The following is a 26,702-nucleotide window of genomic DNA, read 5'->3' as shown; positions in this document are numbered from 1 at the left end:
CGCAGCTTCACAAGCCCGCACAATGGCACGACCGCATCGACGGGATAGCACGTGCGGCCGCAAACAAGGCGCACTCGGCATGAACGCTATGCTTAGTCATCCCATCGAACTAGCCAACTACGCTCTCGCCTACGAGGCAACGACTTCGGCAACCACCGGCCCGGAACGGATGACGGCTGGCTGTTTCGCCCGCGAGGAACGTATCACTTGGTCGGGATGGTATCTGACGAAGTCAAGGAGCCCTCTCGATTCCTGGCGGAATGTGCCGGTATTCCTCGCCTGAGTTCAGCGAACTGGCGCAACATGACAAACAGCGCGATCATTCCAGCGCCCAGCTCGGCGAAAGCTTTACTGGCCGACACTCCACTGAAGCCCGATATGACAGGAAATGAAAGTACGGCCGGCATGAAGAGATATCCCTCCCTCGCGAAAGAGACAACGGCGCTGAGACGTGCTCTTCCCAGCGACTGAAGCATTGTCGTCACGAAACTCTGAATACCGTAAAGCCCAAAAAACAGATGAAAGACAATGCAGCTCGAGACGGCAATTTCGGTGACTTTATCGCTATCACTGAACAACCTGACCAAAGGCCGGACAAAAAGCATAACGGCTGCGGAATACGCAAAGGAAAGCGCAAGCGTGATAGATAGCATGAACTTCGCGACCCTCAGTACACGGGCAGGGTCGCGGGCGCCCCAACCGAACCCCAGGACAGCTTGAGAGCCGATACAAAAACCCGTGACAGGCAGCGCTCCGATTGTCAGAATTCTTACAGCTATTCCCACCGCCGCGACGAACTCGTCACCGAACCGGGCAGCCGCTCCGTACAAGAGCATACCGGCAAGAGCCGATAAGATACTCGTCGCGGTCGCCGGCGCCCCAATGGACGCGAGCTCTCCGATGCGATCCACCCGCAACGAAACCTGAGAGATTCTGACGAAGACAGTGCCCCACCCCTTGGCAAAATATCCGATGTAGAGGCTCATTGCAGCGATCTGAGATACGATCGTTGCTAGGGCCGCACCTCGCACACCCAACTCTAGTAAGAATATAAAGATAGGATCAAGCAAGGCGTTCAATATGAAAGCGCTCAGCATCGCCCACATACTGAATCGTGTGTTGCCTTCAGCTCTTGCGATGAAGCCGCTGACAATATTTAGGAGCATCAAAGTGGACCCCGGTAAAAGGATCGTGGCGTAGTCGAGAGCGATGGGAAGGATGGTTGGAGTTGTCCCGAGTGCGACGAAGATGGCTCGTAGGCTCAGAAGCAGTCCGACGGTCATGATCACTCCGATCGGAGCGGCGAGCGCGAGTGCCGTACTCGCACCTCGACTCGCCTCCAACTCATTACCAGCACCAAGATGACGAGATATGAAGGATGCAGTACCCACACCGATCCCCTCTCCCGCAGCCGCGAGCAGGATAATGACCGGCATAGTCATGCTGACCGCTGCGATCGCCTGCGCACCAAGTGAGCCAACAAAGATAGCATTGAGGAGCTGCTGCAACGCGTTGATCGACAACCCGATAACAGATGGAATGGCAAGCCGCAGAAGAAGGCTGGGGAGCTTTTGGTCCGATAGATCCATGTGCCGGCTTTTCTTCGGAATCGCATCGCGATCGCTTTTGACGACAAGCTCCGTATTGCGCTCATCCATCATTCACAGCGTCCTCAGCGCTACGAATTCATTGATCGTCTGCAATAGCTCCTGTTGCAAGACCCGGCAAAGATGGCGGGTCACCTCATAAGCGACCATGCTCGGATCATACGTTGCATCAATCTGTAGAAGGCCCGATTGATATCCGACGTCGAACCAAAAGACGTGGATCGCAGCTGCCTGATGCATGTGTTCGCCGGTCCAAACTGGATAAGGGTCCGTGCCTAGAAAACGGCGTGGGAAATGGCGCTGCAAACCGGCGCGATAATTCACCCCAATCCTGGGCAGTGGCAGGCGATCGAGCCGATACCGCACGGCTTGATCTCGGTTCTGGAATTTCAGGGCCCGAAAGGCTATTCCCCCACGCGGCAGCGCATAGCGCTGCCGGTGTATTAAACGAGCACGGTCGGAACGCGACTCTCGTCCGGTGACATTCAAAGGAAGCGGAACGAGCTCGCTGATAAAGCCAATGATCTGAGATGAATCGACACCGCTAAACAGCCGGCCTCGTGCCGAGGTCAGGTTATCGACCCAGAGCGAACAGTTGCCGGACAGGGCTCCGCACACGCCGGACAGGGCAGCAAGAAACACATCAAAGTCCTGACAATACGCCGTTCTGACGCCAATACCGAGGGAACCCGCTGTCGGTTCCTCGTCGATCTCAAGAGGGTACTTGGCCTGATGTACCCGAAGCGAACGGCCGTTCGCGTCCTCACGACGACCTCCGAGACCTGCATCGCGAAGCTCTCGCGCGCTTCCCTCGGCAACACTCGTGCCGCGCGAGGACGCCTCCCTGACACGCAAGTTGAATTGATCGTAGTCAATGTCCTCCCAGTGCTTGAGTTTGTCTGGTGCTTCGCTGTTCGCGTAGCGCTCGAGCCGTTTCAACCAAGGAGAGAGCCTTTGTACGGTCTTGGGGCCATTCACATCATGGCCTGCAGCACGAGCGTTGTATGCGCCCTCCAATACCTCCAGGAATAGCCGATAGCCCATTCCATCCGCTACGAAATGATGCATCAGCACCAACAGATAGTAATCGCCGCTTTCTGAAGTAGGGAAGGCTGCGACGTGAACAAGAGGCGTGTGGCCATCAAATCGAAGCAGGTGTTGGCGTCTTGCCGAGACGCCCTCGATTGTCCTGCGCTGGTCTGGGCCGTTCATCCGGACGAGATCGATCTTCTCCACGAAGCGCTCAGCCGGACAACGCCGAATCCCCAGCCGTAGTCCATCTTGTGTTCGGGCAACGCGCAGCCTGAGGCCTTCGTGCCTCTCGATGACATGGGCGAGAGCGCGGTCCAGGACCTTGATGTTCAGGAGGCCGCCGCCCAAGAAGAACAGATCGCCGATTTTGAAATACTCGTCGAGGCCGATAAGAGAATTCCAAAACGATATTGCGGGTGTCACAGGGAGTAAGCTGTCCGAGGAAGCGACGTTGTGGGGCGCCGCCTCCGCTTGCCCGGCCGCCAAGTCCCTGATGGTCGGCGTTCGATAAGGTTGGTTGACGGTGAGATTCAGCCCGGCTTTGCGCGCCAGCGTGACGCAACGTACGCTCAGAAGAGACTCGCCGCCGATATCAAAGAAATTGCTGTCGATTCCGACCCCCTTGGCGCCTAATAGATTCCCCCAGATCCGAGAAAGAATCCGCTCGTTCCTGGTGCGGGGCTCGAAAGATGGATTGGTTTTTATCTGGCGATAAGGAAGGGAAAATAGGCGAGCACGGTCAATCTTTCCGCTCGTCGTCGGGGAAACACTGTCAACCAACCTGAAGGTTGCGGGAACCAAGGGAGATGGCAGCCTGCTGCGCAGGTGGGCGAGAATCTCTCCAGAGCTGAGGTTCTCGCCAGCGGGCAACACGCTCGCCGTCATGCGGCGATCGTCATCGATGCCTTCTGCGAAGACTGCGGCGTTTGCGATTGCCGGATGAGACTCAAGGGCGACCTCGATCTCCTCCGGCTCGATGCGAAAGCCCCTTAACTGGTTGTCCGATCGGCCGCAAATCTCAAGAAGGCCGCTGGTGGAGATGCGTGCGATGTCCCCACTTCGATAAAGCACGTTGTATTGTCCACCATTATAGGGATTCGGCACGAAAGAACGGTCAGTCCGGTCTTGATCCTGCCAGTGTCCGGCGCTCAGACAGCGGCCTGCGATGCAGAGTCCGCCGGGGGCTCCAACAGGCACTCTCTTCAATCGTGAAACGAGCACGTAGAGTTTGAAGTTATCGATTGGCCGCCCCACTGGAACAAACGCCGAGCTGTCATCCGCATCCGATGTTTCGTGCACGGCTGCATTGGACGCACATACCGTCGCACCATAGAAGTTCCACAACGGCACGCCCGGGAAAAGCCAACGCCATCGACCGGGCAGCGAGGAAGGCATAGGTTCGGCGCTGCTTGTGACCAATCTCCAGGCGGTACTTTGCGGTTGCCGTTCCTGGGACCCGATGAGACCGGACGGGACTGGCGGAGACGCAAAACAGCGTGTCACGCAATGTTTTGCCAAACTGCACAACAACAGATCCGGATCTAGCACCTGCCCTTGGGTGAGGATCAGCGTGGGCACACCTCTCAGAAGCCCACCAAAATATTCCCAACCGGACGCAACAAGGCAGGCGGACTTCTGGACCACCATGACGTCGGTGCCATCGGAGGGAAAGCACCGCCCCATCCAGTTCAGGCGGTTGAGAATGGCCGCTTCCGGTATGAGACCCCCCTTCGCCCGGCCTGTTGAGGAGGACGTGTATATGAGGTTCGCAATTCGGTGATCTGACGGTGTGTCGTTCCGCGCGACATCATCCCTCGGCACACCGCACGTTTCTAAGGCCAACAGACACATCGAAGGTATGTCAAAGCCAGGCTCCCTGATATTCGGGTGAACCAGGAGTTTTGGCTGGCTATCTCGCAGGATATGTTGGATTCGATCACGCGGATAATCCGGCGCGATCGGCACAACGACAGCATCCAAGCCTCGCGCCGCAAGCACGACACCGGCAACGTCCGGCGACCGGTCAACAAGCATGGCGACCTGATCGCCGGCGCCCACCTTCATATCCCGCGGTAACGAGCGGATAGCTGCTACGCGCTCACGCAGCTGGCCAAACGTGGCCTTCCCGAACTTGCCAAAATATGCTACTTTGCCGTGATTGGAGACGCTGATCTGCTCGAAGGCTTGAACAAGCGGATATTCAGATTCATATCGCTGGATCGACCCATCCAGCGACTCCACTAAAGTGAGGTCTGAGGCGCTGAGGCAGCTTAGTTGCTCAAAGGGCACAAGCGGTTTATCAACGCAAGCGGCAATGGGACAGCGCAAATTGTTGACCATGCGAACAGCCAGATCACTCGAGAATATGTCTTCCGCATACGCCAGCCGGAGCGCAATTTCATCGCCGTGATCTTGCGCGTACAGTGTCAAATCGAATTTGACATAGCCGGTGTCATACTCGCGGAATGTCAGAGCCAACTCGTCCCGACCAACTGGTTCGGCGGCATCTGAGTACATGTTGAACATGACCTGGAAGATCGGTGATCGACCCGGTTGGAGACATAACCTAGTATCTCTGACCATCCGTCCGAATGGATAGGCCCCTTTTGCGATGGCTTCGCTGACCAGGCCCTGGAGGCGCGTGGCATGAGCAGCAAAGGATTGACCGACATCGATCGCGGCATGGATCGTCAACATAAACAGGAAAATGCCGATGTCAGCGCTGCCAGGTTGATCCCGTACAGCGTGTGGCATGCCGATGACAATATCGTCCTGACCGCTATACATTCGTAGCGGCAGCTGGAAGCGCGCCAGCAATGTTGTCGACGTGGTGCAGCCATTTTGGCACGCGAATTCTCTGACCTGGCTGGATAGACCCCTGCCAAGCAACACTGGATGCGAGGCGCCGCGGTATGAATCTGTTTGCGGGCGCGCCCTTCCAAGCGAAAGCACCGGCGGATCATCACCAATCTGGCGATTCTCGAGCGCCTCTGGAGAAACGTGTTGTTTTTCCCAAGTTGCGTAGCCCGAGAGTGACGCAAGGTTCTCTGGCCAAGGCGCCACGGCATCTAAGTATTGCTGCTGAAGTTCTCTGAGCAGAACAGAAATCGACCAGGCATCCAGGATGATTTCGTGAGCAGTGATCAATATGAGATGATTGTCAGGACCAAATCGGACCATGCGCGCGCGAAACAAGTGGCCCCGTCCGGGATCGGAATTGTCTTCCAGCTCTTTCCGCCGAAGCTGCGCGATGAGCTCCTCCGCCCCGGAGGCGGTGAGATGAGGTGCATCGCTCAATTCAAGATTTGTGCATGGCGGAGCATCAAAGCATTGAACCGGACCGTCCTCGTCGATAAAGCGCGCCGAAAGTGCCTGGTGAGAATGAATGACCTCGGTCCAGGCGAGATTGAACCGAGCTAAATCGATTTTTCCCTTATTCGGCAGCCCGCCTTGAATGATGTAGTTCCGGGCAGATGGATCGAGCTGCGCCAAAAACCAAAGGTGCTCCTGGAGGTGTGTCAGAGGTAATCCGTTTAGCTTTCGGCATGTCAAAGCCGTGCATGGATTGAGCTCAGTGCGAGCCTCGATCGAAGCGACAAGAGATCGAATCGTCCCGTTCAGGACCAGCCTGAAATCCGCTCTCACTCCGAGCACGGTCTGCAACTGCCCCAATATAAGCATTGCGCGGAGCGTGTCTCCGTCGAGGCTTATGAATTGGTCACTCACACCGATGTTCTCGATACGCAAAATGCGGGACCAGATTTGACGAAGCCGGACTTCGAGGTCTGATTGCGGCTCCTCGAAGGGCGTTGACAATACCGAACACTGGCCGGGTCAGGCAGTGCTGCAAAGTCGACCTTTCCGTTCCTAGTTAGTGGAATACCGCTGACGAGGATGATTATTTCCGGAAGCATGTAGGTGGGGAGTGCCTCAGCAAGGAACTTCTGAAGGTCGCTTTCCGCAAGTTCAGCCGAAGCCGAGACATACGCAACCAGCCGCCTCGATTCGGCTTGCGCCTCCGCTCCAGCTATATCTCGCGCCGTAAGCTTTACACCTGCGCAGGCAGATGCGACTGCGACGGCGCCATGCACCACGGGATGAGCGGACAAACGAGCTTCGATTTCTCCCAACTCGATTCTGTGCCCCGAATTTTGACCTGACGATCCCGTCGACCGAGACATTCCAAAAGGCCGTCGGACCGGAGGTGTCCAAGATCACTTGCCCGATATAGGCGCCGGAAGGATAGGTCGTTTGAGAACGGGTCTGGCCCAAACGCATCCTTGGTGCGGACATGGTCATTGACGTAACCGGCAGCGACACCGACACCGGTAACACAGGTTTCTTCTCCTACATTGCAGAGCCGTGGCCCATCCGCGACATAAACCTCAACGTTTTGAATTGGCCTGCCGATCGGCACATAAGGCTCAGCCAGTGCAGGCGGCACGGAAACCAGATGATGCGTTACGCCGTCGGCGCACTCGGTCGGCTCGTAATGATTGAGAATGGAAACGCGGGGATACAAGGGAAGCCACGCACGCGCCAATCCGGGCGTTAGAGGTTCTCCGACCGTAGAAATAATCCGCAAGCCGTCCATCGCTCGCTCTGCCGCGGCAAGCGATTGCAGATATTCAACAAACACTGCCAGCATCGACGGAACGAGTTGGACGACGGTAGTGCCGTATCGTTGAATTGCTTGGAGGAACGATGACGGCGACCTCAGTGTCGCATCATCGGTGATTGATGTTGAGGCTCCAACGCAAAGCGCAGAAAGAAGATGCCAAATCGAGATGTCAAAGCAGTGCGATGCCGTTTGCACGACGCAATCCGTCCGAGTGAGACTTAGAGCATCGATCTTTGCCGCCAAATGGTTGTTTAGGCCGGCGCGCTCGATCATTGCGCCTCTAGGCCGGCCCGTCGAACCAGACGTAAACAGAATGTAGGCAAGTCCATCCACGTTCGACGATGGCACAACCGGCGAGGTCTGCACCCGGGACAGTGCCGCCTCTATAGCTGCGACTTGAGGAGCTGCTTTGCTGCTATCCTGGAACAGCTTGAGCGAACCCGGCCGCTCTCGGCCAATTAGCAAAATACAGCGGCTCTGCTCGATCGTGAAGGATGTACGGGAAGCCGGCAGCGATGGATTGAGCGGTAGGTACGTTGATCCAGCTTTCAAAATTGCGATGACCGCCGTCGCCCAGTCGAAGTCCCGCCCTCCCGAATAGCCAACAACCACACCGCGAGCACCCTGCTCTTGTAAGGTTGTTGCAAGGGCATCCGATCTTGATCGTAGCGCCTCATTTGTCAGTTCGTCTGCGCCGTGCCTCAGCGCAACTCTCTCCGGCTCCGAACCGGCAAGCCGATTGATCGCCGTGACCACGTCAATCGTTTGACGTTCCATAGACCTGCTCCTTGCCTGATTGATTTTCCGTAGGCACGCACTCCCAATTCGTCGCCTTCTCCGGCGCCCAAATCGAAACGCCAGAGCTCGTCATCGAGGTGTGCATGCGCAGCCCACTCTGATTCCGCACGTCGCAAGATTTTGTCCGTATGACCTTTTGATGTCCGCTTCTGGCTCGATGATCGGCAGAGGAACAGGAGGACGGTAGGACCCCGCGTCCGCTTTGGCATCTACCTACTCTTGTAGTGGATCTTCCATTTCTGCAATGGCACCCGCAATCAGGCCGCCAGACGTTCGTTACTGCTTGTGATGAGCGTAATTGTCCGATTTACCGGCACCTGAGCGGCAACACCAATCTATCTCGAGCGTGTTGGCCACCCCAGCGGTACAGCTTTTACGGACGAAAGGGCTCTAACCGTAACCACCGCCAAACCGATGGTGTTCAAGCCGGTCATCGCCGCACCAAGGACCCGGGGCGCCTCAACATTACAACGAGTTATCGAAGCTCGCAGCAGCAGTCCTAAGCACGGCCTTTAGGTCATCCAAGTGCTGGCACCGGCAAACAAAGTGCCCGATCACCTCGTCACTAGATCCGAACTAGCTCCGCATATTTGGCCGTTGTTCAACGGAGATTTATTTATGACTAAGGATAACGCGAGCTGGAAACTGAGACGTCGTGTCATCGCGTAGCGTATGGAGGTGAGCACAAGCCGCTGCAAACCGGCGTGAGGGCATATTTCCCGGGCGGCGCACGGTTGAATGGCTGGCAGTCCGCAGGGATATGGCTCACGAGACTTCGATCGAGAGAGACGTAGCCTGCCCGGGGGCCCCTTCGTGAGGATTAATCCATCGCAATGCGCTTGCCAGACTTGCCTGATGAGCTACTCGACCACTTTCCGCAGCCTTTGCGGTCCCGGGCGCGGCATATTCCTTTCCGCTTAAGGTCAATGGTGAAATGCGAGCGTCGCGTCCTTGCTCCCGATCGGCAGACTTCACAAATCAAGCGGTCCGATTGGCCGATCTCCGCTCAGGGGCCCGTCAGGTCAAAGATGCTGGACTGCATGAGCGGCATCATCCACGCCACAACTCTCAGCCTGCTGATGCTGCCAACAGGCTTGTGCGGTCTGCTCACGTATTTCCAGGCGCCATTTGTGCCCCGCGCAGTCCGCCGGTACTAGATGTGATTACGACTTTAGTGGGCTGGGAAGGACTTGAGATGTGTGGCGTTAGGTTGCGATTTTTGGCCCGCCAGCCAACGCGCAACCTGGTGGCAAGTTTGGTGGGACAGTGCCAGCGCTCGCATGAAAGGTGGCCGATGTCACGAGTCCTAAATGCCGCAGCGGGATCTCTCCTGGGCGGTCGTGACCGCGGCAAGCCCAACATCACGTCGCAGTTGATGCCGAAATGGAGGCCATAGAGCCACCAAATTGCGCAGCACCGGTCGAGATCAGAGAGTGCCCGAGCGCGCTTTATTGCTGCTGCGACCCGCGCTATTCGCTTCATGACACGCCTCTTCGAAAGGAAAACCTTCTGGTCGTAACTCGATTTACCGCGACGCTCAGCGCCCGATTCAAGCGCATGACCTCATTCAAGGTGTATGAAGGCGAACAAAGGCACAGCGGCAGGCATCCCTGCCGAAACGGACGCCCATCATAGAGCTTCCAGCTGGTTTAGCCGCACGTGTGAACAAGCGTCGCCTACCTGCCTCCGCCATCCGTGTCGCTCCGTTGACCGCCCATTCTGTCGCGGCCTCAATCATCTCAATTCGACTAACACGACCTTCATTTGCCATGTCCAATCGAACATCCGCTTCGCCATCTGTTCGCATCCGAAATTCGGGGCTTTCAGTTCGCGCAGGATGAGGTCGTCGCGTTCGCTGTTGACCAATAGGCTAACGCGCTTAGTTTGCGATGCACATCACTGATGATCGTTCGCGATCAGGCGGAGCCGGATTCTTTCAGTTCATTTGCACAGTGCGGCCCGTCGGTTGAAACGCAGCCAACGGATATCGCCATCCGAATTGCGCAGGACCGTTCCAACCCTCTGCGCACGCTCGCCCGGCGCGATGAGCATCGCGTCCGGACCAATAGGCTTAACCTCCGTACCGTGCTGCGGTAGCGCCGCCGGATCCAGACCATCAAGCCACTGTTTCAGCGGTACCTGATCGAGCACGAGCTGCTCTCCCTGACGGCGCAGCACGCGCCGTTCAATGCGTGTCTCGTAGGTCCCCAGCCAAGCGTCAACAGCGGCGAGCTGCTGCGCTCGCGGCTCGGGCGTGACAAGGCCGAAGTAAGTTCGCATCGCCCATGCCAATAGCCGCTGCGCTGTGATCCACCCGTTAGCCCCATTGGTGAGCACAGCGAGCGCAAAGCGTCGCGACGGAATCATTGCGAAGAAGCAGGGTTGGCCATTGGCGGCGCCAGTGTGGCTGACAACCCGTTCTCCGGAAATGTCGTCGATCCACCAGCCCAACCCAATCGTCTGGGTATCTGTCGACGGACCGGCCGGCTCGAAGGCGGCTAACCGCAGGGCGTCGCCGAGCACCGGAGCGCCTTCCAGCAGGAACTGCGCATAGCGCATCAGGTGCGCAGCGCTAGCTATAACGCCGCCCGACGGATTGACGCAGCGGGGCATCGCCCACGGCCGCGCGATCACAGTGTGCCCGCCGCGCTCGGCATGCCCGACGGCGAAGTTCCGGTGGAGCAAATCTTGGGCGAAGAAGCAGGCGCCGTCCATGCCGAGAGGCGCGAGTAGCACCTTATTGAGCACGTCTTCATAGGGACGGCCGTGTAGCACCTCCAGGATGCGACCCAGGGGATAGAAAGCAGCGTTGTTGTACGACCATATCCGACCGAGTGGCGCGACCTGGACCAGCTTGTCCATCCGGCCGACCATGACGGCCAGAGCGTCATCGCCCCAACCGGTGTCCTCGAAGAAGTCTCCTTCCCAGCCGCAGCTGTGGGTCAAGCAATCGCGGATAGTAACAGAGGTCGAGACCTCCGGGTCCGCGACGGTGAACTCGGGTAGGTGGGCGCTGATCGGGTCATCCAGGTTGACGCGCCTTTGCTCGGCGAGCTGTAAAAGGGCGGTGGCGGTGAAAGTCTTGGTGATTGACGCGATCTGGAACAAGGTGTCGCCGTCGACGGGTCGCGGATGAAGCACGTTCGTTACGCCCAGGCCAGCGGTCCCGACGCAGCCCCTATGGTAAACACCGAGGGCAACTCCGGGAACTCCGTCGCGTTGCATCTCCATACTTGCTTGGCCGAGCAGTGCTGGGTCGACGCGATGAGACAGCAACAAAGGAGCAGTCAGATCTGTCATTCGATGATCGGCTTCCTGGATCGTCACACTAAGGTTTGGGGCCTTCGTTCAGCTGAAGAATGCCCGTCTCTAAGAGGAGCAGCGAACACCCAAATCACACCTTGCAGACGAAGAGTGAATAAGTTGCCATACTAGATCCTGATCGCTTACAATCCAATCCGTCAACGATTCCCATCCATGGCTCGTCCACCGTGATACTCTGCCTGCTCCTCCTCCTTGGTGATCGTTCCGGGTTAGCGTGATCGGCGGCATCAGACCCTCCGCGGTAAAGCCTTTGACCGAGCGTAGTCCTTCGTTGAGGCTCTCAGCCGTAAGCGGTTTCGCGTGCGGACCTGACGCTAGCCGCGCACCCTCAGCAATAATCGCTATTGACGCTACACCGATATTATAGAATGTCGAACCGACATCTGCATCCGGCCCGTTTCCTAACCCTCCTCTACGGACCTCGCGTTCGATCGCTTGGATCAGCGGAACATCTCTTCCTGTTGCAACGCCTTCGTATTTCAGCATACCGAGAGCGGCAGACCCAAGTTGATTGAGATCGGCCTCTGACAACCAAATTATCGAAGCGATGCGATCGGCCGGAATGCCCTGGCTCAGAGCATATTGCAGGATCTTGACTTTCAGCGCGCCACCATCCCACATTAGCGTCCAATCGGGCTTGGACTTAATATATTCGTCAAGGGCTAATGTTAGATCGCCGCTCGATGAGTAAAGGATGGGCTTCAGCTCGAAACCATATCTCCGAGCCAACATCTCGAGAAGTGGTAGCGTGGATTGACCCAGCCCTGTCGGGGAAGCGCCTGACAAGTACCCGATCTTCCTTCCATTTAGGGAACCTCCTTCCACCGTCGTAATGTATCTGAGCATTGTCGCAGCTTGGGACCAATAAGTAGGAGACGCCGGAATAACGTATGGGAACGCTCGTCCGTCCGCTGCGTCACTCCGCCCGCTGAACGGCGTGATAAGGTTGATTTTGTCATTGATGGCGCGCCTAGTAATCGCCTGCGCCACGATTGTAGAGTTGACATCGAATATAATCGCACCTTGTTTGCGCATCTGATCATAAAGGGCGATGCCTTTTGCATCGTCATTTGCATGATCGCCACCAAGCAATTCCAACTTTAAGCCGCTTAGCCCTCGCGCGTTGAATAATGCTACGAAGTCGCGCTGCCCATTATGATACGGCCTCGTTATCGGAAGTCCTGTCGTATAATCTAGGGGTGTCCCAATCTTGGTAAGTTGGTCTGCGCGTGCGCCCATTGCGATACCTTTTTTTAGCATTCCAGAGTGCGAGCAACTTTGGTCTGACCTTCTCCGCTGATCATCTCCCCATCGAAGACAGACTTCGTCCTGCTATTCACATAAGCCAGGGGGCTGTGGCCGACACATTCTCTAGTGACGTCTGTTCGCCCATGATTCTCTGCGCTAGAAGTTCACCGCAGCCAAAAGACATCGTCCAGCCGAGCTGCCCGTGCCCCGCGTTGATCCAAAGATTTTTGAACATGCGGACTCGGCCCAGATAAGGAGGACCTGCCGGAGTGGTAGGGCGCAGGCCAGCCCAGTATTCAGGTGTTTCCAAATCAACCGCATTCCCGAAGGATTGCCGCACATATTCAGCTATGTGCGAGATGCTTTCTTGCGAAAGAGATCGCTCGCGCGCTGCAAATTCCGCGATTGCCGTCACGCGGAGGCTTCCGTTGTAAGTTGCTACCGCTAATAGTTTCGTCTCGTCGATATAGGGCAGTGTAGGCACTCCAGCAGGATCGATGATCTTCCATGTCCCGGAATAGCCCTTTACTGGGTATATGTTGGGACGAAAGCCGAGAGAATGCGTCAAGTCAGGTGTTTCGACACCTGTCGCCAAGATGACCGCTGCGCATGGTATGTCCCCATAAGTCGTTTGTACGGCCTCGATGATGTCGTTAGCGCGACGGAATCCAGTGACACGGGTGTCAAAATGCAGGCTTACATTATGTGTTTTGGTCAAATAGGCAGCGGTGCGCTGGGTAAACAGGCGGCAATCACCCACGCAGTCTGTTGCGCTGAACAGTCCGCCAACTAGGTCAGACATACCGGACAACCCGGATTCTCGCGCGATCAATGCGTCACGACCTAAGACTTCGACGGAGCCACGGCCATGATCCTCGATCGAGTTTACATACCTGCTGAACTGCGCATGTTCCTGAAACACATAGAGCGCTCCTTGATGCCGGATCTCCGGCATTAGGTTCATCTCGGCTCCGGCTGCTGCAGCGAGATCACGGCTATAGCGGCTCAGACGTTGCAGTTTGTTGGTATTCTTTCGATGAGCCGACGGTGAACAGTTGAGCAGGAACTCAAGTCCCCAGCGCCAGAGCGTTGGATCCCTTGGGAGGGTTACTTTGACCGATGGGTCTCGCCCGACGAAAGCGCAGATCATGGAACCAAGTGCGCTCGGTCCGGCCCAAGCCTTTGCATGACCGACAGCGATGATACCTGCATTAGCGCGGCTGCACATTTCGGCCGGACCGGATAGTGCATCGAAGACAGCCACATTTAGGCCTCGCTTCGCCAAGGCATATGCCGTCATAATCCCGGCTACGCCAGCGCCGACCACGGCGATCAGATCGGAGCCAGTTCGAATTGCGCCACTCATATAACAACCTTCATGCTTTCAATGCCACAATCACTCGCGCTTGCGCGGCCCGGACCGTCATCTGACTTGCCTTAGATAAATGCCGGATCACTCGAGCCTTGAAGTTCGCCTCTAAAGGGCGTGAACTGTCTGGTTGAAAGCTGGGCGGTGAGCATTTCATATTCGTAGAGGCGTCTTCTGCATAATTCCTTCGACTTCGCCGGTCACGATGAAGCGTCCCGCCGCGTCAGCCTTGTTGGGGTGCTGCCAAGTAGCTCGGATACGTCGACAGCAAGCCCTGTAGCAAGACTACGATTGCGTCGTAGGTCTGCGAAACTTGGCTGGTCTCTGTTTTCGACAGGGCGAAAATGGACAAGTCCGATTGTTGCGCCAGATCATTCAGAGTCAGCCCGAACTGCTTGCGTAGCTTTTGAACAGTAACACCGATCAGCGGGTACTTCTTATGATTCACATGTTCCAGTGCGCCATCATCATTTCACTTCCATCGCATATTCAGTCAAGTTGTCGAACATGGCTGAGGAGATCGTCACGGATCCTTTGTGCTCGATACGCCACCGACGCAATCCTGGGTAGCTTTCCATTCCGGCATCTCGGAGCATGGTGATAAATTGATTGCTGCGATCGGAAAAGCCATCGGAAAAGGCAGGATCGATTCCAATGATGATCTGTCCTGTATGTGGTGTCTGAGCGCCGGCATGAGCGGACCAATCTACTTCTGAAGAGAACTTGCCCCCTGTTAACCCGGCAACCATCAGTTCGATCATCAGAGAAATCGCCGACCCTTTGTGCCCGCCGAAAGGTACGAGCGCTCCACCATTGAGAATCTTATTCGGATCAGTCGTCGACTCACCGCTGCTGTCAACGCCAATTCCTGGCGGCAACGTAAGGCCTTTACGAGCAGCAAGCTGCAAGTCACCATTGGACATTGACGTCGTAGCGAAGTCAAAAACCAGCGGAGCCTGTCCACTGATGGGCGCGGCGAAAGCAAAAGGGTTGGTTCCGAGAAGTGGCTTCTTTGCGCCCACCGGAATTGAACAACCAAAGCTATTGACCATAGAGATCGCGATTAGCCCTTGCTCTGCGAAGGGTGTTATATCTGGCCAAAGTGCGGCGAGATGATGCGACCCACGTATCGATAGAATTGCGACGCCGTTTTCGCGAATGCGCTGAACGAAAAGATCGCGCGCCGCGTGCAAAGCAACCTGCGCGAAGCCGTTCCCTGCATCAACGAACACATAGCCAGATCCTTTCAAATATACTTCAGGCACTGCCGCGCCATCAACCCAGCCTGAACGCAGAGAGGCAACATAACCGTCTACGCGGAATATTCCATGGCTGAGCGAGCCACTCGCTTCGGCTTCCACACAATTGGCCGCGAGAATGCTGGCGGTTGTGGCGGAGCAGCCGTTGCTCACAAACACGCGCGCCAGAAGACCCTTCAACGCCGCCACAGAAACGTCGACGCTGCCAGACTGAACAGTCAACAGATCGTTCCTTGCTTTAAATGATGGCGCTCACTCAGCGATATAGGACGTATTATCCCGGTCAAACCAGGGATGCAGCCCATCATTGCGCACCATGCTGTCTTGGCTCACCACAGCGTCACTTCTGAGTGTCGGCTCCATTGTATTCATACTTCGCAATCTCACTCCATCATCTACAGAATAGTTTCGCGGCTCGGTCTTGCCGCGCATAGAGACGAAACCTTGATCAAGCGTGGTTGCTAGCGTCGCTTTTGGAATCGTCCATGACACCAGAATGCGGCCTCCCACCTCGGGTACGTCGCCCGGAGAAGAACCCCGGCAGATCGAGACAATCGCCCTCTGGCGAAATACCAGGTTGCCTTTCGGATACTTGCCAGAAGGACCATGGCTATGCCAGAGGACTGAGAGAAGAATCGGTGGCCATCGCCCTCTGAGCCTGCATGTCCGAGACCGGAGCGCGTACATGACAAGCCACGACTCGCCCGTCTACCAATGACGCGAACGGCGGCACTTCCACGCGACAACGCTCGATAGCGAGCGGGCAGCGCGGATGGAATGTGCAACCGCTCGGCGGATTAATGGGGCTTGGCACTTCGCCTTCTACGGGGGCCTCAGACCGCCTCCGCGTCGGGTCCGGCACCGGCGCCGCCATGATCAGAGCCTCGGTGTAGGGATGGACCGGCTTCGCGAACAGCGCCTCGCACGTGGCAAGTTCCACGACCCGGCCCAAATACATGACCGCGACCCGATGGCCGATATGCTGCACGACGTTCAAATCGTGCGAGATGAAGACAAAGGCGATGCCCATCTGCTGCTGCAGATCCAGCAGCAAATTCAGAATCTGCGCCTGCACGGAGACGTCGAGCGCCGAGACCGCCTCGTCGGCGATGATGAGCGAGGGTTCAAGCGCCAGCGCCCTCGCGATGCCGAGCCGCTGTCGCTGCCCGCCCGACAATTCGGACGGAAACCTATGCATCATTTCGGGCCGCATCCCGACCTTTTGAAGGAGGTCCGCTGCAAGCGCCTGGCGCTGCTTGCGGCTGAGGCGCTCGAAATTCTCGACCGGTTCAGTGATGATCTGCCCCGCGGTCAGACGCGGATTGAGCGACGAGTACGGATCCTGGAAGACCATCTGCATCCGGCGGCGCCACGCCCGCAGCGCACGTGCATCGAGGCTCGCAATGTCGGTACCCTCGATCAGCACGCGCCCCCCCGTCGGTTCGACAATCCGCATCAGGAGCCGCGCGACTGTCGACTTGCCGCACCCGGACTCGCCGACGATGCAGAGCGTCTCGCCGGCTGCGACGGAGAAGGAGACGTCCTCGACCGCCCGCACGACGGGGCCGGTCGTCTTCAGGAAGCCCGTCGCGACCGGATAATGCTTGGTTAGATTCTCGACTTTCAGCAGCGGATTGCTCATGGGCTCACGACCTACTCGAAACGCCAGCAAGCCGCAGCATGGCCCGGACCCAGATTGCGCATTAACGGCATCTGTTCGTGGCACCTGCCGATTGCAAAAGGGCATCGGGGCGCAAAGCTGCACCCGGCTATCGGCGCGCGCAGAGTCGGCACAATCCCGGGAATTTCCGGAAGGTGCTGTCTACGGCCGCGCCGCGGATCGGGCACCGAGCGCATCAGTCCTTGGGTATATGGGTGTGCAGGATGTGCGAACAGGTCCGTTACATTCGCCTGCTCCACGATCCGGCCGGCATACATGACGATCACGCGCTGGCATGTCTCGGCGACAACGCCCAGATCGTGCGTGATGAACATCACGGCCGTTCCCATGCGCTCTTTCAGATCGACGATCAGCCGCAGGATCTGCGCCTGGATGGTGACGTCGAGGGCGGTGGTCGGCTCGTCGGCAATCAGGAGTTCCGGTGAGCAGGCCAGCGCCATGGCAATCATCGCGCGCTGGCGCATGCCGCCTGACATTTCATGAGGATAATTCTTCAGGCGGCGATCGGGGTCCGCGATGCGGACGAGGCCAAGCATCTCTTCCGCCTTTGCCATCGCTTCTACACGGGAGGTTTTCGTATGAATTTGCACGGCTTCGGCAATCTGACGACCGACAGTATGAACGGGATTCAGGCTCGTCATCGGCTCCTGAAAGATCATGGCGATGCGGTCGCCACGGATCTTTCGAATCTCGCTTTCGGACAGTTTCAGCAGGTCACGTCCCTGAAAGCGGATCTCGCCGCCAACCGTCTTGGCGGTCAGCTTGGGTAGCAGGCGAAGAATGGAAAGCGCAGTGACACTCTTTCCGCAGCCGGATTCGCCGACGACGCCGAGCGTCTCGCCCCGGTTGACCTGAAAGCTGATGCCGCTCAAGGCGCGGGTGACGCTGTCTTCGCTATAAAAGTGCGTCTCCAGCTCGTGCACATCCAGAAGCAGGTCATGCCCTACGTCGCTGTGCATGCGCATGTCAGCGCCTCCTCCTTGTGCGAGGATCGAACAGGTCGCGCAAGCCATCCCCAAACAGATTGACGGCAAGCACGGTGATGGCAAGGCAGATGCCGGGGGCGAAAACCGTCAACGGGGCAATAGAGAGGTATAAGCGCGAGCTTGCGATCATGTTGCCCCAACTGGGGGTATCCGGCGGCACGCCTACGCCCAGGAAACTGAGTGCTGCCTCCGTCAGAATCGCGCCCGCGCAGACGTTGGCGCTGTGGACCATTAGGGGCGGGATAGTGCTCGGTAGGATATGGCGCCAGAGTACTTTCGGCAGGCGGGCACCGCCACAGAACGCGGCCTCAACATAGGGGCGCTCCCTAACGCTCAGAACCACTGAACGAACGAGGCGCGCGACGGTCGGGATATAGGGGATTGCGATTACGACAATGAGGATGCCGATCCCTGCTCCCGTCAGAGCCACCAGGGCAATGGCCAGCAAAATCGTAGGGATCGACATCAATCCGTCCATGACTCGCATCATGACATTATCGAAGCTACGGCTGTAACCGGCGATAGCACCGATGAGAAGGCCCGCCAAAGCCGCAATCGCCGTCGACACCAACCCTACCAACAGAGAAATCCGGGCGCCAAACGCTGTTCGCGCGAAGACGTCGCGCCCCAGGTTATCGGTTCCGAACCACATTGCGCCCGAAGGTGACTGGAGGAGTTTGAAGGGATCCATGTTCCCGGGATCGCTGGCGTAAAGTGGCGCGGCCAACGCGATAACGATCCCGAGCACCAAAAGGCTGCCGCCCGCAAAAGCTAAAGGATGACGACTTGCCAGCCGGCGAAGATCGGAGAGCCCTACCCGGCTCATCGGAACGGCTTCAACTGACGCGGAGAGAGTGGTCATATCAATACCTGATACGAGGATCGACCAGGGTGTAGGCAAGATCGACGGTAAGATTGACAAGAACATACAGGCCCGAGGCGAGGATCAGCACGCCTTGGATGACGGGATAGTCGCGGTTGTTGACCGCATCGACGACCAAGCGGCCGACACCGGGTATGTTGAATACAGTCTCGGTGATGACGACACCACCAATCAGATAGGCGAAGCTTACGCCGATCACCGTGAGGATCGGCGCGCCCGCATTTTTAAGAGCATGGTGAAAAAGCATGGAGTAGAGTGAGGCGCCCTTGGCGGCTGCCGTTCGCATGTAATCTTCCGACAGAACTTCGAGCATACTCGCCCGCGTGATCCGGGCAATGAAAGCAATATAGGATTGACTCAGAGCCAAGGTGGGCAGGATCAAATGCACGAACCAGAGACCGAGTCCCTGGTCGATAGATACATATCCCTGGACCGGCAGCCAGCGCATTTCGATTGCGAACAAATATATAAAGAAATAGCCGATCACAAACACCGGGACGGAATAGCCAAGAGCCGAGAAGGCTATGAGCATGCGATCGACAACGCCGCCGGCGCGCCACGCAGCAAAGACACCAAATGATACTCCGGCCGCAACCGAAAGTACTATCGTCATGATCGAAAGTGAAAGGGTCGGCTCAAGCCGCTGCGAGATCAACTTGAGAACCGGCAGTCCGCCGAAAATCGAGGTTCCGAAATTGCCGCTCAGGATCCCCAGCGCCCAACCCACAAACTGAACCGGTAGCGGCTGGTTCAGCCCCAATTGTTCGCGGATGCCGTCAACCATCTGTTGCGCGGCCATGTCGCCGGCGATGATGGCCGCTGGGTCGCCCGGCGCCAGCCTGAGCAGCAGAAAGACGAAAATTCCAACCACCCCCATGACGACGGTGGCCGAAATCAATCGGCGAACGATGTAAGCGCCCATTGCGTTCAGCCTTTCTGCATGTTCCACATCGGGTTGTACGCTGGCACGCCGATGAGGCCGGTCAGAGTTTTGCGGCGCGCGATAGGCTGATTAGTTTGCCCTAAGAAAACGAACCCGACGGTGTCCCACCAAATTTGCTGCATCTTGCGGGCCAGCGCCTTGCGTTCTTCGACCGTTCCGGTGTCCGCCCACTTAGCCCGAAGAGTCTCGTATTCATCGTTCTTCGGCCAGCCGTACCACCCCTTTTCGCCATTTAAGAACATCCACGAGGATGAGAGCGGGTCGCTGAGACTAAAATCAGTGGGAGTGGTAACGAAAATACTCCAACCGCCATTCTCAACGGAATCCTTTTTAGCTCGGCGCGGGCCCAGCGCGGCCCAGGTGCTCGGCACAAGCTCGGTATTGACTCCAATCTTCCTCAATGCGGCCGCCAGGAGCTGCGAAACGTTGTTAGCAGCGAGCCAGTCAGTTGGTTGAAGAATAAGAATCTTTTCGCCGGCATAGCCGGCCTCTTTGAAAAGCTCCTTAGCCTTTCCCGGATCGCCCCCCTTTTTGTGCCATGAGGTATTTACATCATTGACATAGGCTGTATCGGTTCCGAACAACGACGTGATTGTACGATTGTATTTTGGATTTGGGTTGATAAGCCGCAGGAACGCCTCCTGGTCAACCAGATGAAGCAACGCCTGGCGGGCCTTCACATTGTCGAACGGCTTCTGCAAGCAGTTGATGCGCGCTATATAATTAAGGCCTGATTTGTGGAGATCTTCGAGCACCAGATTAGGATCGCTCTCGATCAGGGGGAAAAGACTGGGCTCCGGCAAGGTGTGGAGATCGATCTCACCCGATTGCAGGGCCGCCACAGCGGTCTGCTGATCGGGGATTAGGTGCCAGACGACGCGATCGACATTGACGACCTTGCCGCCCGCCAATCCATTGGGGGGCTCCTTGCGCGGGACATAGTTTTCATTGCGATCGTAGACGAAGCTTGCACCCGGCTTGAAAAACGCTTCGTTGAACTTGAACGGCCCCGATCCGACGCGCGCGGTTACCGGCTCCGTCGGCGGGCGTTCTGCATCCTTCTCTCGCATAACAAACAACTGGTAATTTAAGGGCTCGGCCAGCTGATCGATCAGTAGCGGCAGCGGCTCCTTAAGCGCGACTATGAAAGTTCTTTCGTCCGTTTTCGAGACGTCCTTTGCCCGATCCTTGACTAATTGTCCGCCGGGCGTCTGGAACCAGCGGCGCATTGAGGCGACACAATCTGCAGCCCTGACAGGGGTGCCGTCATGAAAACCCAAGCCGTCCCGGAGCTCGAACGCGTAAGTCCTCTTGTCATCTGAAAGGCTCCACCTCCCCACCATTTGCGGCTGCGGCACAAACTTGGAATCGAGGGCAAACAACATGTCGTAAATTGCCAAGGCGTGGTCAACAGTATCGTAAGAGGTCGTAACGTATGGATCGAAGTTGGTAACATTACTACCGCGCATACGCACAGTCCGCGCAGGGGACGGCATCGTTTGCGCTCGCAGAATCGGCGCAGTGAATACAGAGGCTCCAGCGGCCACACCTGCTTTAACAAGATTCCGCCGTGAAATCGTCATCGTCCATTTCCTGCTGTTCTATTTGCAACGCAGCTCAATGTTGTCCGCACAGTTTGTGCTGCTCCGGCACCTAGGCGCGAAGTCTTAAGCCGCCGAATGGGCGGCGCCGCACTGTATAAGTTGTTCAAACGCCAAAGCTGGCCTCATTCCCCCAGACAGTTTCATAGATCCGAAGGAGGTTCTCGCCGTAAATTTTGCGAATATCTCCTGCCGTGAAACCGCGCAGCAGCAGAGCTTCTGTCAGCATCAGCATGGTTTTGGGTGTTTCAATCCCTGCAGGGTAATAGTACGGGGGCGGAGGATAAGCCTTGGGGCTCCAGCTGTTGTTAGCCAGCGCCTTCTCATACATTATCTTCGCTGTCTTCTCGTCAACGTACGGGAACTGGTCACTAAAGTAATCAATGCCAAGCGTGATGTACTGCGTGCCGACCAGATCGCACATATGAGAAATATGATCGATAAATTGGTCGATCGTCGGGCGCTTGTCGCCTGAAACGAAGCCAGGAAAGCCCACGACGCCGACCGTCCCGCCGGTCCCGGCAATCGCCTTGATTAACTCGTCGGAAATGTTGCGTGGTGAGGGATAAACGGATTTGGCATTTGCATGCGAAATGATTACTGGCGCCGAAGAATTTTCGATCGCATCCATAGTCGTCTGGAGGCCGGTATGCGAACAATCGATGATCATGCGAGCTTGATTCATTCGCTTGACTACTTGCAGTCCAAAACGGCTCAGGCCAGCATCAGTCCGCTCTTCGCAGCCGTCGCCGAGCTGGTTTTTTACATTGTACGCCAGCTGCATGACGCCGACACCCAACGCCTTGAAAGCGTCGACTAGGTCGAGACTATCCTCGATCGGCCCAGGTCCCTGGAAGTGCATGATAATGCCCGTCTTACCCTGCGACTTTGCCCTGCGAATATCGGCAGCGGTACGAACCAGTATCAAATCGTCGCGCTTACGCAGCAACTTATGCCACGCTCCAATTGTCCGCAGCGCAACCTCTGCGCCACTACGTGCCCCCACGGTCGGCGCAATCGCCGTTACCCCGCCAGCTCGATAGTCTGCTATCTGGCGCCCTTGCTCGTCCAGAAGTGGACATACGGCATCAATTATTATCGCACTCTCGTGCAATTCCTTTGCGCCTAGAGTCACCAGATGCCCCTCTTTCGGTGATAGCTTCCAGCTGGAGCGGACCTAGTAGAACCGCCCAAGCCGAAGAACAAAATACTCTTTTGTTCGCGCTGGTTGTCGGCCATTTTAGCGCGGCTGGCGCTCGATTTATGCGCAAAGTTGTCCCGATCGCACGGGTTGCGTCTTTGTATCCGTCCGCCGAGGACCGACCGCGGGGGTACCTGAGCTTTACACAGTTCCGATGTTCAAGGTGTATGAAGCAAACCCCTTGGATCTTAGCGTGTCGATCGCTTCAGCAAGGGTGAGGCCGCAATGCGAGCAGAACCATTCTCCGGTGTGACGGTGCGACTGGATGTTTAAGTGATTGCGGCTGATCGCAGTCAAGGCCGGCGAACGGAGCGTCGAACTCTTCGCCAGGGTTCTTGGGGAAGCCGGACGGGTAGCGTTGGATGAAGCAATATTTGGTGCCGGGTCACTTTCCCAGGGTATCGCCGGGATAGTTGAACTGCGTCGGCCGGATCGTGGGCATGAAGCGGGGGCATCAGGAAGTCGTCGATGAGCTGTTGGCAGGCGGCCGTCACCGCCGAGTTGTCTGCTGCGGGCAGACCGGTCGCTCTCATGTGTCCTCTTGGCTCACGCCGCTTCGACATAGCTCGGCATTGGCTTTCGCCAGTTCCAATGCAGACGCTCAGCCAGTCCTCTGGGTAGCATGATCGTTGATGCGCTCCGGCACATCGGCGAGCCACGCCTGTGGCCGATGTCGATGAACTTGGCACTGGCAATAAGAGTATAGATCGCAGGCGGACGCCGGGCGCCCTCATCGGAGCCGGCGAAGGTCGAGTTTCTTCACGGCGACCGCCCTTAGCTCGCGCTCGGCGACATTGTTCGACATGCAGAAGTGCCCGTCATCGACGAAGTGGGTGAATGCGTTCCAGCGACTGAGGCAGCAATTGATCGCCTTGGTCGTGTCGTTGCTTTTGGAGAGCTTGGCGCCCTGCTCGCGCCGCAAGGCTTCTAGCTGAACGATCAGACGCTCATGGCGCACGCGCAGGCGGTCTTGCGGAGCAAGATCGTTGATCTCGTGCTCGATGGCGAACAGGGCACCGATGCGCCTGACCGCCTCGGTGGCGATCGGCGCCTTCGTGAGCCGCGAAATCGAAGAACTTGCGCCTGCCGTGCGCCCAGCACACGGCCTGGATGATCGGATCCGGCTCGCGATGGGCCTGCTACAGCCTGCCGACGCCGTCACTATGTGTTGCTCAACATAACGACGGCTATGTTGCGTCATGCATTGTCTTGCGCAGCCTCGGTGAGCGAGGGCTCCGCCGCGTTTTCGGTGGTCTGCAGCACATAATCATTGTGCGATGGCCGCTGCAGGGCCTTCAGGAAGGTCATCAACGAGGGCGACGCACTGGCAGGGCGTGGGTGCGCCGACCGTCCGGAGATGTCGACGCTGGCCAGCGCCTTCCTTCATCTCCATGTCGACCTCTGCGTAGACATGCGTCGTGTCCAAGGAGACGTGTCCCAGCCAGGTGCGAATGGTGTTGATATCAACGCCGACACTCAGCAAGTGGACCGCAGTCGTGTGCCGGATGCTATGTGGGCTCACACGCTTGCCGACCAAGGACGGGACCGATTGGCTAGCCAAGGCGGCCTAGTGTACTACGACGCGGTGTATGCCAAACCGCGTACATCGGCAGGCTCCGCCGGCTGATCAAATCAGCGTCGTTTGCGTCGCGGCCGGCCACAACGTGCATCAGCGATGACCTTGCCCCCAAGTTTTATCGAGTTCTGAGTTCGCCCCGGTCGTTGGATTTGCCCAGTTGGGCGGTGGAAGCGACGGGAGCTGGCGCGGAGCCTTCGGCATAGCGCAGCGCCAGATCCCGACGCGGATGACAGGTGAAGGCGAACTCCGATGGGGTTTTCCATCCGAGCTGCGAGTGTGGTCGTGCGTTGTTGTAATCGGCCCGCCAGCATCCAAGCGTGACGCGGGCCTGGGCCAGCGACGTGAACAGCGTCTCGTTCAACAATTCATCCCGCAGCCGGCCGTTGAAGCTCTCGATGAAGGCGTTCTGCATGGGCTTGCCCGGCGCCATGTAGTGCCATGCGACGCGGCTCTGGTCGGCCCAGGTCAGGATGGCATTGCTGGTGAACTCGCTACCGTTGTCGCTAATCACCATTTTGGGTTTGCTCCGCTCCATCACCATCCGGTCCAGTTCCCGCGCGACCCGGCCCCCCGAGAGCGAGGTGTCGGCCACAAGCGCCAGGCACTCGCGGGTGCAATCATCGACCACGGTCAGGATGCGGAAGCGGCGGCCGTCGGTGAGTTGATCCGAGACGAAGTCGATCGACCAGCGGTCGTTCGGCACCATCGGCACTGTCATGGGCGCTCGGGTCCCGATCGCCCGCTTGCGGCCGCCACGGCGACGAACCGCGAGCCTCTCTTCCCGGTAGAGCCGGAAGAGTTTCTTGTGGTTGATCCGATAGCCCTCCCGCTAGAGCAGAACATGCAGGCGTCGATAGCCGAAGCGACGGCGCTCCTGGGCGATCGCCCTCATGCGTTGGCGCAGGGCAGCATCATCCGCCCGAGACGTCTGGTATCTGATCGTCATGCGGCAACAGCCGATGGCTTTACACGCCCGCCGTTCGCTCATCCCGTGGGCATCCACGACATGCGCGACAGCTCTCCGCTTGCCCGCGGGCGTCACCACTTCTTTCCCAACAAGTCCTTCAGCGCTGCATTGTCCAGCATGGCATCAGCCAGCAACCGCTTCAGCCGGGTGTTCTCGTCCTCCAGCGTCTTCAGCCGCTTGGCCTCCGAGACCTCCATCCCGCCAAACCTGGCTTTCCATTTGTAGATCCTGGCGTCACTGACGCAGTGCTTCCGGCACAGATCGGCAACCGAAACGCCAGCCTCGTGCTCCTTCAAAATCCCGATGATCTGCTCTTCCGAAAAGCGGCTGCGCTTCATGCTCTGGTCCTTGTCTTGGGCCAGAGCGAACTTCAACCTGGATTAAGTCTGAGGGGCAAGGTCAGCGATGCTGCAGTGACAGGCCACAGGTGACGCTTCCGCAACTTCATTCTTATCAAAGACCTCAAAATGCTTCACTTCAAGTGTGGCCGCTCACCCCAGAGATCGGCCATCTTCGCCCCTATCACTCTCGATTGACAGGGCCCTTCTCGAACGCCAGCTGCTAGGTGAGCCACTGGCGACGCGGGTGCGGACCATTTCGCCTCTCGCACAGTTACGTTGACAGATTGCGTTCGTTATCGGCCCGGAAACTATGTACGAAACGCACGAAGGCGTAGCCACTTTGGACCAGCTCGTCCTAATCGAGTCATAACCGTGCGATTAGTACTGTAGACGCAGATCAGTGTACGTGGCGCACGCAGAAGGATTCATTCGGCGCAGTTGACGCGTCGAGAATGTTCGCGGGCGCCTGGTACTCAATTCGAGAGCTAGATTTCGGTCTCTTCCCAGGCGTTACACCGCACGAAACTCTCGGCCGCTGATGCGGACGGGCGCGCGCACTCAGATCTGGAGAGCAAATGGAGAGAACCAGCGGAGCGTCGAGCTATCGACTGACGATCGGAAATACAGAGTCGAACACCACGTTCGATTCGGCACAGCGTGAGCAGCCCATGTGCTGATAACAAGCCGCCGCCCGCCGTTCCTCCAACTGTCGCACAACTTGCGGACGCGGAGCAATAGATTAAAGGCACTGGCAGCACTATTTGCGCACGAGCTTCGTTCGTCTTCCGGCCTCTCTTGCGCAAAGCGTCCCTGCCAGCGCCAGGTGCAGGTCTTGGACTTGACGGTCCGACGCCTGATATAGGTGGCCGCGACCCCACCCACGCTCAACAAGACGATCTCGGCACGCGAGACCTGCTTCAGTGGGACATTGCGATCCCGCACGAGCGCGTGCAGCCGAAGGCAATCAGACAGGCTAACAATGACGAAATACCGTCCGCATGCGCCGGATTCGCATGCAATCGCTTCGAAGGAATCCCTTTCCGGATTCAACTCTCACGTTTAATCCACCATTGCGTGCTCGCCTCGAGGCTCCGCTAAACCGGACGGGGAGCGAGACTATTCTCCAAGCTCCCGAGCAACAAGCAACTGCGGTGTTCACCAAGAACCAAAGGAAGAAGATCGGGAAATGAAAAGGGAGAACATTTCTGGAATCCGCAGCACGGCTGCGGTGGGCACTCTGGCCGCCCCCCACGCGCACGCTC

At 57.5% G+C, this 26,702-nt stretch carries 16 protein-coding genes and 2 pseudogenes; all 18 read right to left on the bottom strand.

Annotated elements, in window-relative coordinates:
- Positions 1-203 precede the first annotated feature (203 nt).
- Positions 204-1,661, bottom strand: a complete 1,458-nt coding sequence (locus ACNJYA_RS08700; RefSeq protein ID WP_439402513.1) for an MATE family efflux transporter — start codon at positions 1,659-1,661, stop codon at positions 204-206.
- On the bottom strand, positions 1,662-6,131 hold the full coding sequence (locus tag ACNJYA_RS08695; RefSeq protein WP_439403403.1) for a condensation domain-containing protein: 4,470 nt from the start codon (positions 6,129-6,131) through the stop codon (positions 1,662-1,664).
- Positions 6,132-6,290: 159 nt separating this feature from the next.
- Positions 6,291-6,365, bottom strand: a pseudogene (locus ACNJYA_RS08690) (hypothetical protein); the annotation flags it as partial.
- Positions 6,362-6,730, bottom strand: coding sequence for an AMP-binding enzyme (locus tag ACNJYA_RS08685; protein WP_439403402.1), 369 nt, complete (start codon positions 6,728-6,730; stop codon positions 6,362-6,364). The pseudogene ACNJYA_RS08690 and the gene ACNJYA_RS08685, both read right to left, overlap by 4 nt.
- Positions 6,688-8,037 carry an AMP-binding protein gene (locus tag ACNJYA_RS08680; protein WP_439402512.1) on the bottom strand — a complete coding sequence of 450 codons (1,350 nt, stop codon included), beginning with the start codon at positions 8,035-8,037 and terminating at the stop codon, positions 6,688-6,690. Before ACNJYA_RS08680 ends, ACNJYA_RS08685 begins: the two co-directional genes overlap by 43 nt.
- A 1,962-nt stretch (positions 8,038-9,999) precedes the next feature.
- Positions 10,000-11,358 (bottom strand): serine hydrolase domain-containing protein, encoded by a 1,359-nt coding sequence (locus ACNJYA_RS08675; protein ID WP_439402511.1) that lies wholly within the window; start codon positions 11,356-11,358, stop codon positions 10,000-10,002.
- Between the two features lie 69 nt (positions 11,359-11,427).
- A complete protein-coding gene (locus tag ACNJYA_RS08670) occupies positions 11,428-12,621 on the bottom strand; it encodes an ABC transporter substrate-binding protein (RefSeq protein WP_439402510.1) in 1,194 nt (397 codons plus the stop codon).
- A gap of 97 nt (positions 12,622-12,718) precedes the next feature.
- Entirely contained in the window at positions 12,719-13,996 is a 1,278-nt protein-coding gene (locus ACNJYA_RS08665) for an FAD-dependent oxidoreductase (protein WP_439402509.1), read from the bottom strand.
- Between the two features lie 470 nt (positions 13,997-14,466).
- Complete coding sequence (locus ACNJYA_RS08660) at positions 14,467-15,480, bottom strand: Ldh family oxidoreductase (RefSeq protein WP_439402508.1); 1,014 nt, start codon at positions 15,478-15,480, stop codon at positions 14,467-14,469.
- Positions 15,481-15,868: 388 nt separating this feature from the next.
- Positions 15,869-16,900, bottom strand: coding sequence for an ABC transporter ATP-binding protein (locus ACNJYA_RS08655; RefSeq protein WP_439402507.1), 1,032 nt, complete (start codon positions 16,898-16,900; stop codon positions 15,869-15,871).
- A gap of 11 nt (positions 16,901-16,911) precedes the next feature.
- Positions 16,912-17,904: an ABC transporter ATP-binding protein gene (locus tag ACNJYA_RS08650; protein WP_439402506.1), complete on the bottom strand. Its 993-nt coding sequence runs from the start codon at positions 17,902-17,904 to the stop codon at positions 16,912-16,914.
- Position 17,905: 1 nt separating this feature from the next.
- Positions 17,906-18,787, bottom strand: a complete 882-nt coding sequence (locus ACNJYA_RS08645; protein WP_439402505.1) for an ABC transporter permease — start codon at positions 18,785-18,787, stop codon at positions 17,906-17,908.
- A gap of 1 nt (position 18,788) precedes the next feature.
- The gene (locus tag ACNJYA_RS08640; protein WP_439402504.1) at positions 18,789-19,730 is read right to left on the bottom strand and encodes an ABC transporter permease; all 942 of its coding nucleotides are present in this window, start codon (positions 19,728-19,730) and stop codon (positions 18,789-18,791) included.
- A 5-nt stretch (positions 19,731-19,735) separates the two neighbouring features.
- Positions 19,736-21,334: an ABC transporter substrate-binding protein gene (locus ACNJYA_RS08635; protein WP_439402503.1), complete on the bottom strand. Its 1,599-nt coding sequence runs from the start codon at positions 21,332-21,334 to the stop codon at positions 19,736-19,738.
- Positions 21,335-21,458: 124 nt separating this feature from the next.
- On the bottom strand, positions 21,459-22,487 hold the full coding sequence (locus ACNJYA_RS08630; protein WP_439402502.1) for a membrane dipeptidase: 1,029 nt from the start codon (positions 22,485-22,487) through the stop codon (positions 21,459-21,461).
- 796 nt (positions 22,488-23,283) lie between these two features.
- Entirely contained in the window at positions 23,284-23,754 is a 471-nt protein-coding gene (locus ACNJYA_RS08625) for an IS66 family transposase (protein ID WP_439402501.1), read from the bottom strand.
- A gap of 66 nt (positions 23,755-23,820) precedes the next feature.
- Positions 23,821-24,075 (bottom strand): tyrosine-type recombinase/integrase, encoded by a 255-nt coding sequence (locus ACNJYA_RS08620; protein ID WP_439403401.1) that lies wholly within the window; start codon positions 24,073-24,075, stop codon positions 23,821-23,823.
- Between the two features lie 172 nt (positions 24,076-24,247).
- A pseudogene (locus ACNJYA_RS08615) lies at positions 24,248-25,437 on the bottom strand (IS3 family transposase).
- Positions 25,438-26,702 lie beyond the last annotated feature (1,265 nt).

This window comes from Bradyrhizobium sp. BLXBL-01 (assembly GCF_051853025.1).
Taxonomy (GTDB): domain Bacteria; phylum Pseudomonadota; class Alphaproteobacteria; order Rhizobiales; family Xanthobacteraceae; genus Bradyrhizobium.
This window is presented reverse-complemented; position numbering and strand designations above follow the sequence as displayed.

Bases quoted from the DNA above. Each gene is read 5' to 3' on its own strand.
- ACNJYA_RS08700 (WP_439402513.1), bottom strand. From the start codon at position 1,661: ATGATGGATGAGCGCAATACGGAGCTTGTCGTCAAAAGCGATCGCGAT.
- ACNJYA_RS08680 (WP_439402512.1), bottom strand. From the start codon at position 8,037: ATGGAACGTCAAACGATTGACGTGGTCACGGCGATCAATCGGCTTGCC.
- ACNJYA_RS08675 (WP_439402511.1), bottom strand. From the start codon at position 11,358: ATGACAGATCTGACTGCTCCTTTGTTGCTGTCTCATCGCGTCGACCCA.
- ACNJYA_RS08670 (WP_439402510.1), bottom strand. From the start codon at position 12,621: ATGGGCGCACGCGCAGACCAACTTACCAAGATTGGGACACCCCTAGAT.
- ACNJYA_RS08665 (WP_439402509.1), bottom strand. From the start codon at position 13,996: ATGAGTGGCGCAATTCGAACTGGCTCCGATCTGATCGCCGTGGTCGGC.
- ACNJYA_RS08655 (WP_439402507.1), bottom strand. From the start codon at position 16,900: ATGAGCAATCCGCTGCTGAAAGTCGAGAATCTAACCAAGCATTATCCG.
- ACNJYA_RS08650 (WP_439402506.1), bottom strand. From the start codon at position 17,904: ATGCGCATGCACAGCGACGTAGGGCATGACCTGCTTCTGGATGTGCAC.
- ACNJYA_RS08645 (WP_439402505.1), bottom strand. From the start codon at position 18,787: ATGACCACTCTCTCCGCGTCAGTTGAAGCCGTTCCGATGAGCCGGGTA.
- ACNJYA_RS08640 (WP_439402504.1), bottom strand. From the start codon at position 19,730: ATGGGCGCTTACATCGTTCGCCGATTGATTTCGGCCACCGTCGTCATG.
- ACNJYA_RS08635 (WP_439402503.1), bottom strand. From the start codon at position 21,334: ATGACGATTTCACGGCGGAATCTTGTTAAAGCAGGTGTGGCCGCTGGA.
- ACNJYA_RS08625 (WP_439402501.1), bottom strand. From the start codon at position 23,754: ATGACGCAACATAGCCGTCGTTATGTTGAGCAACACATAGTGACGGCG.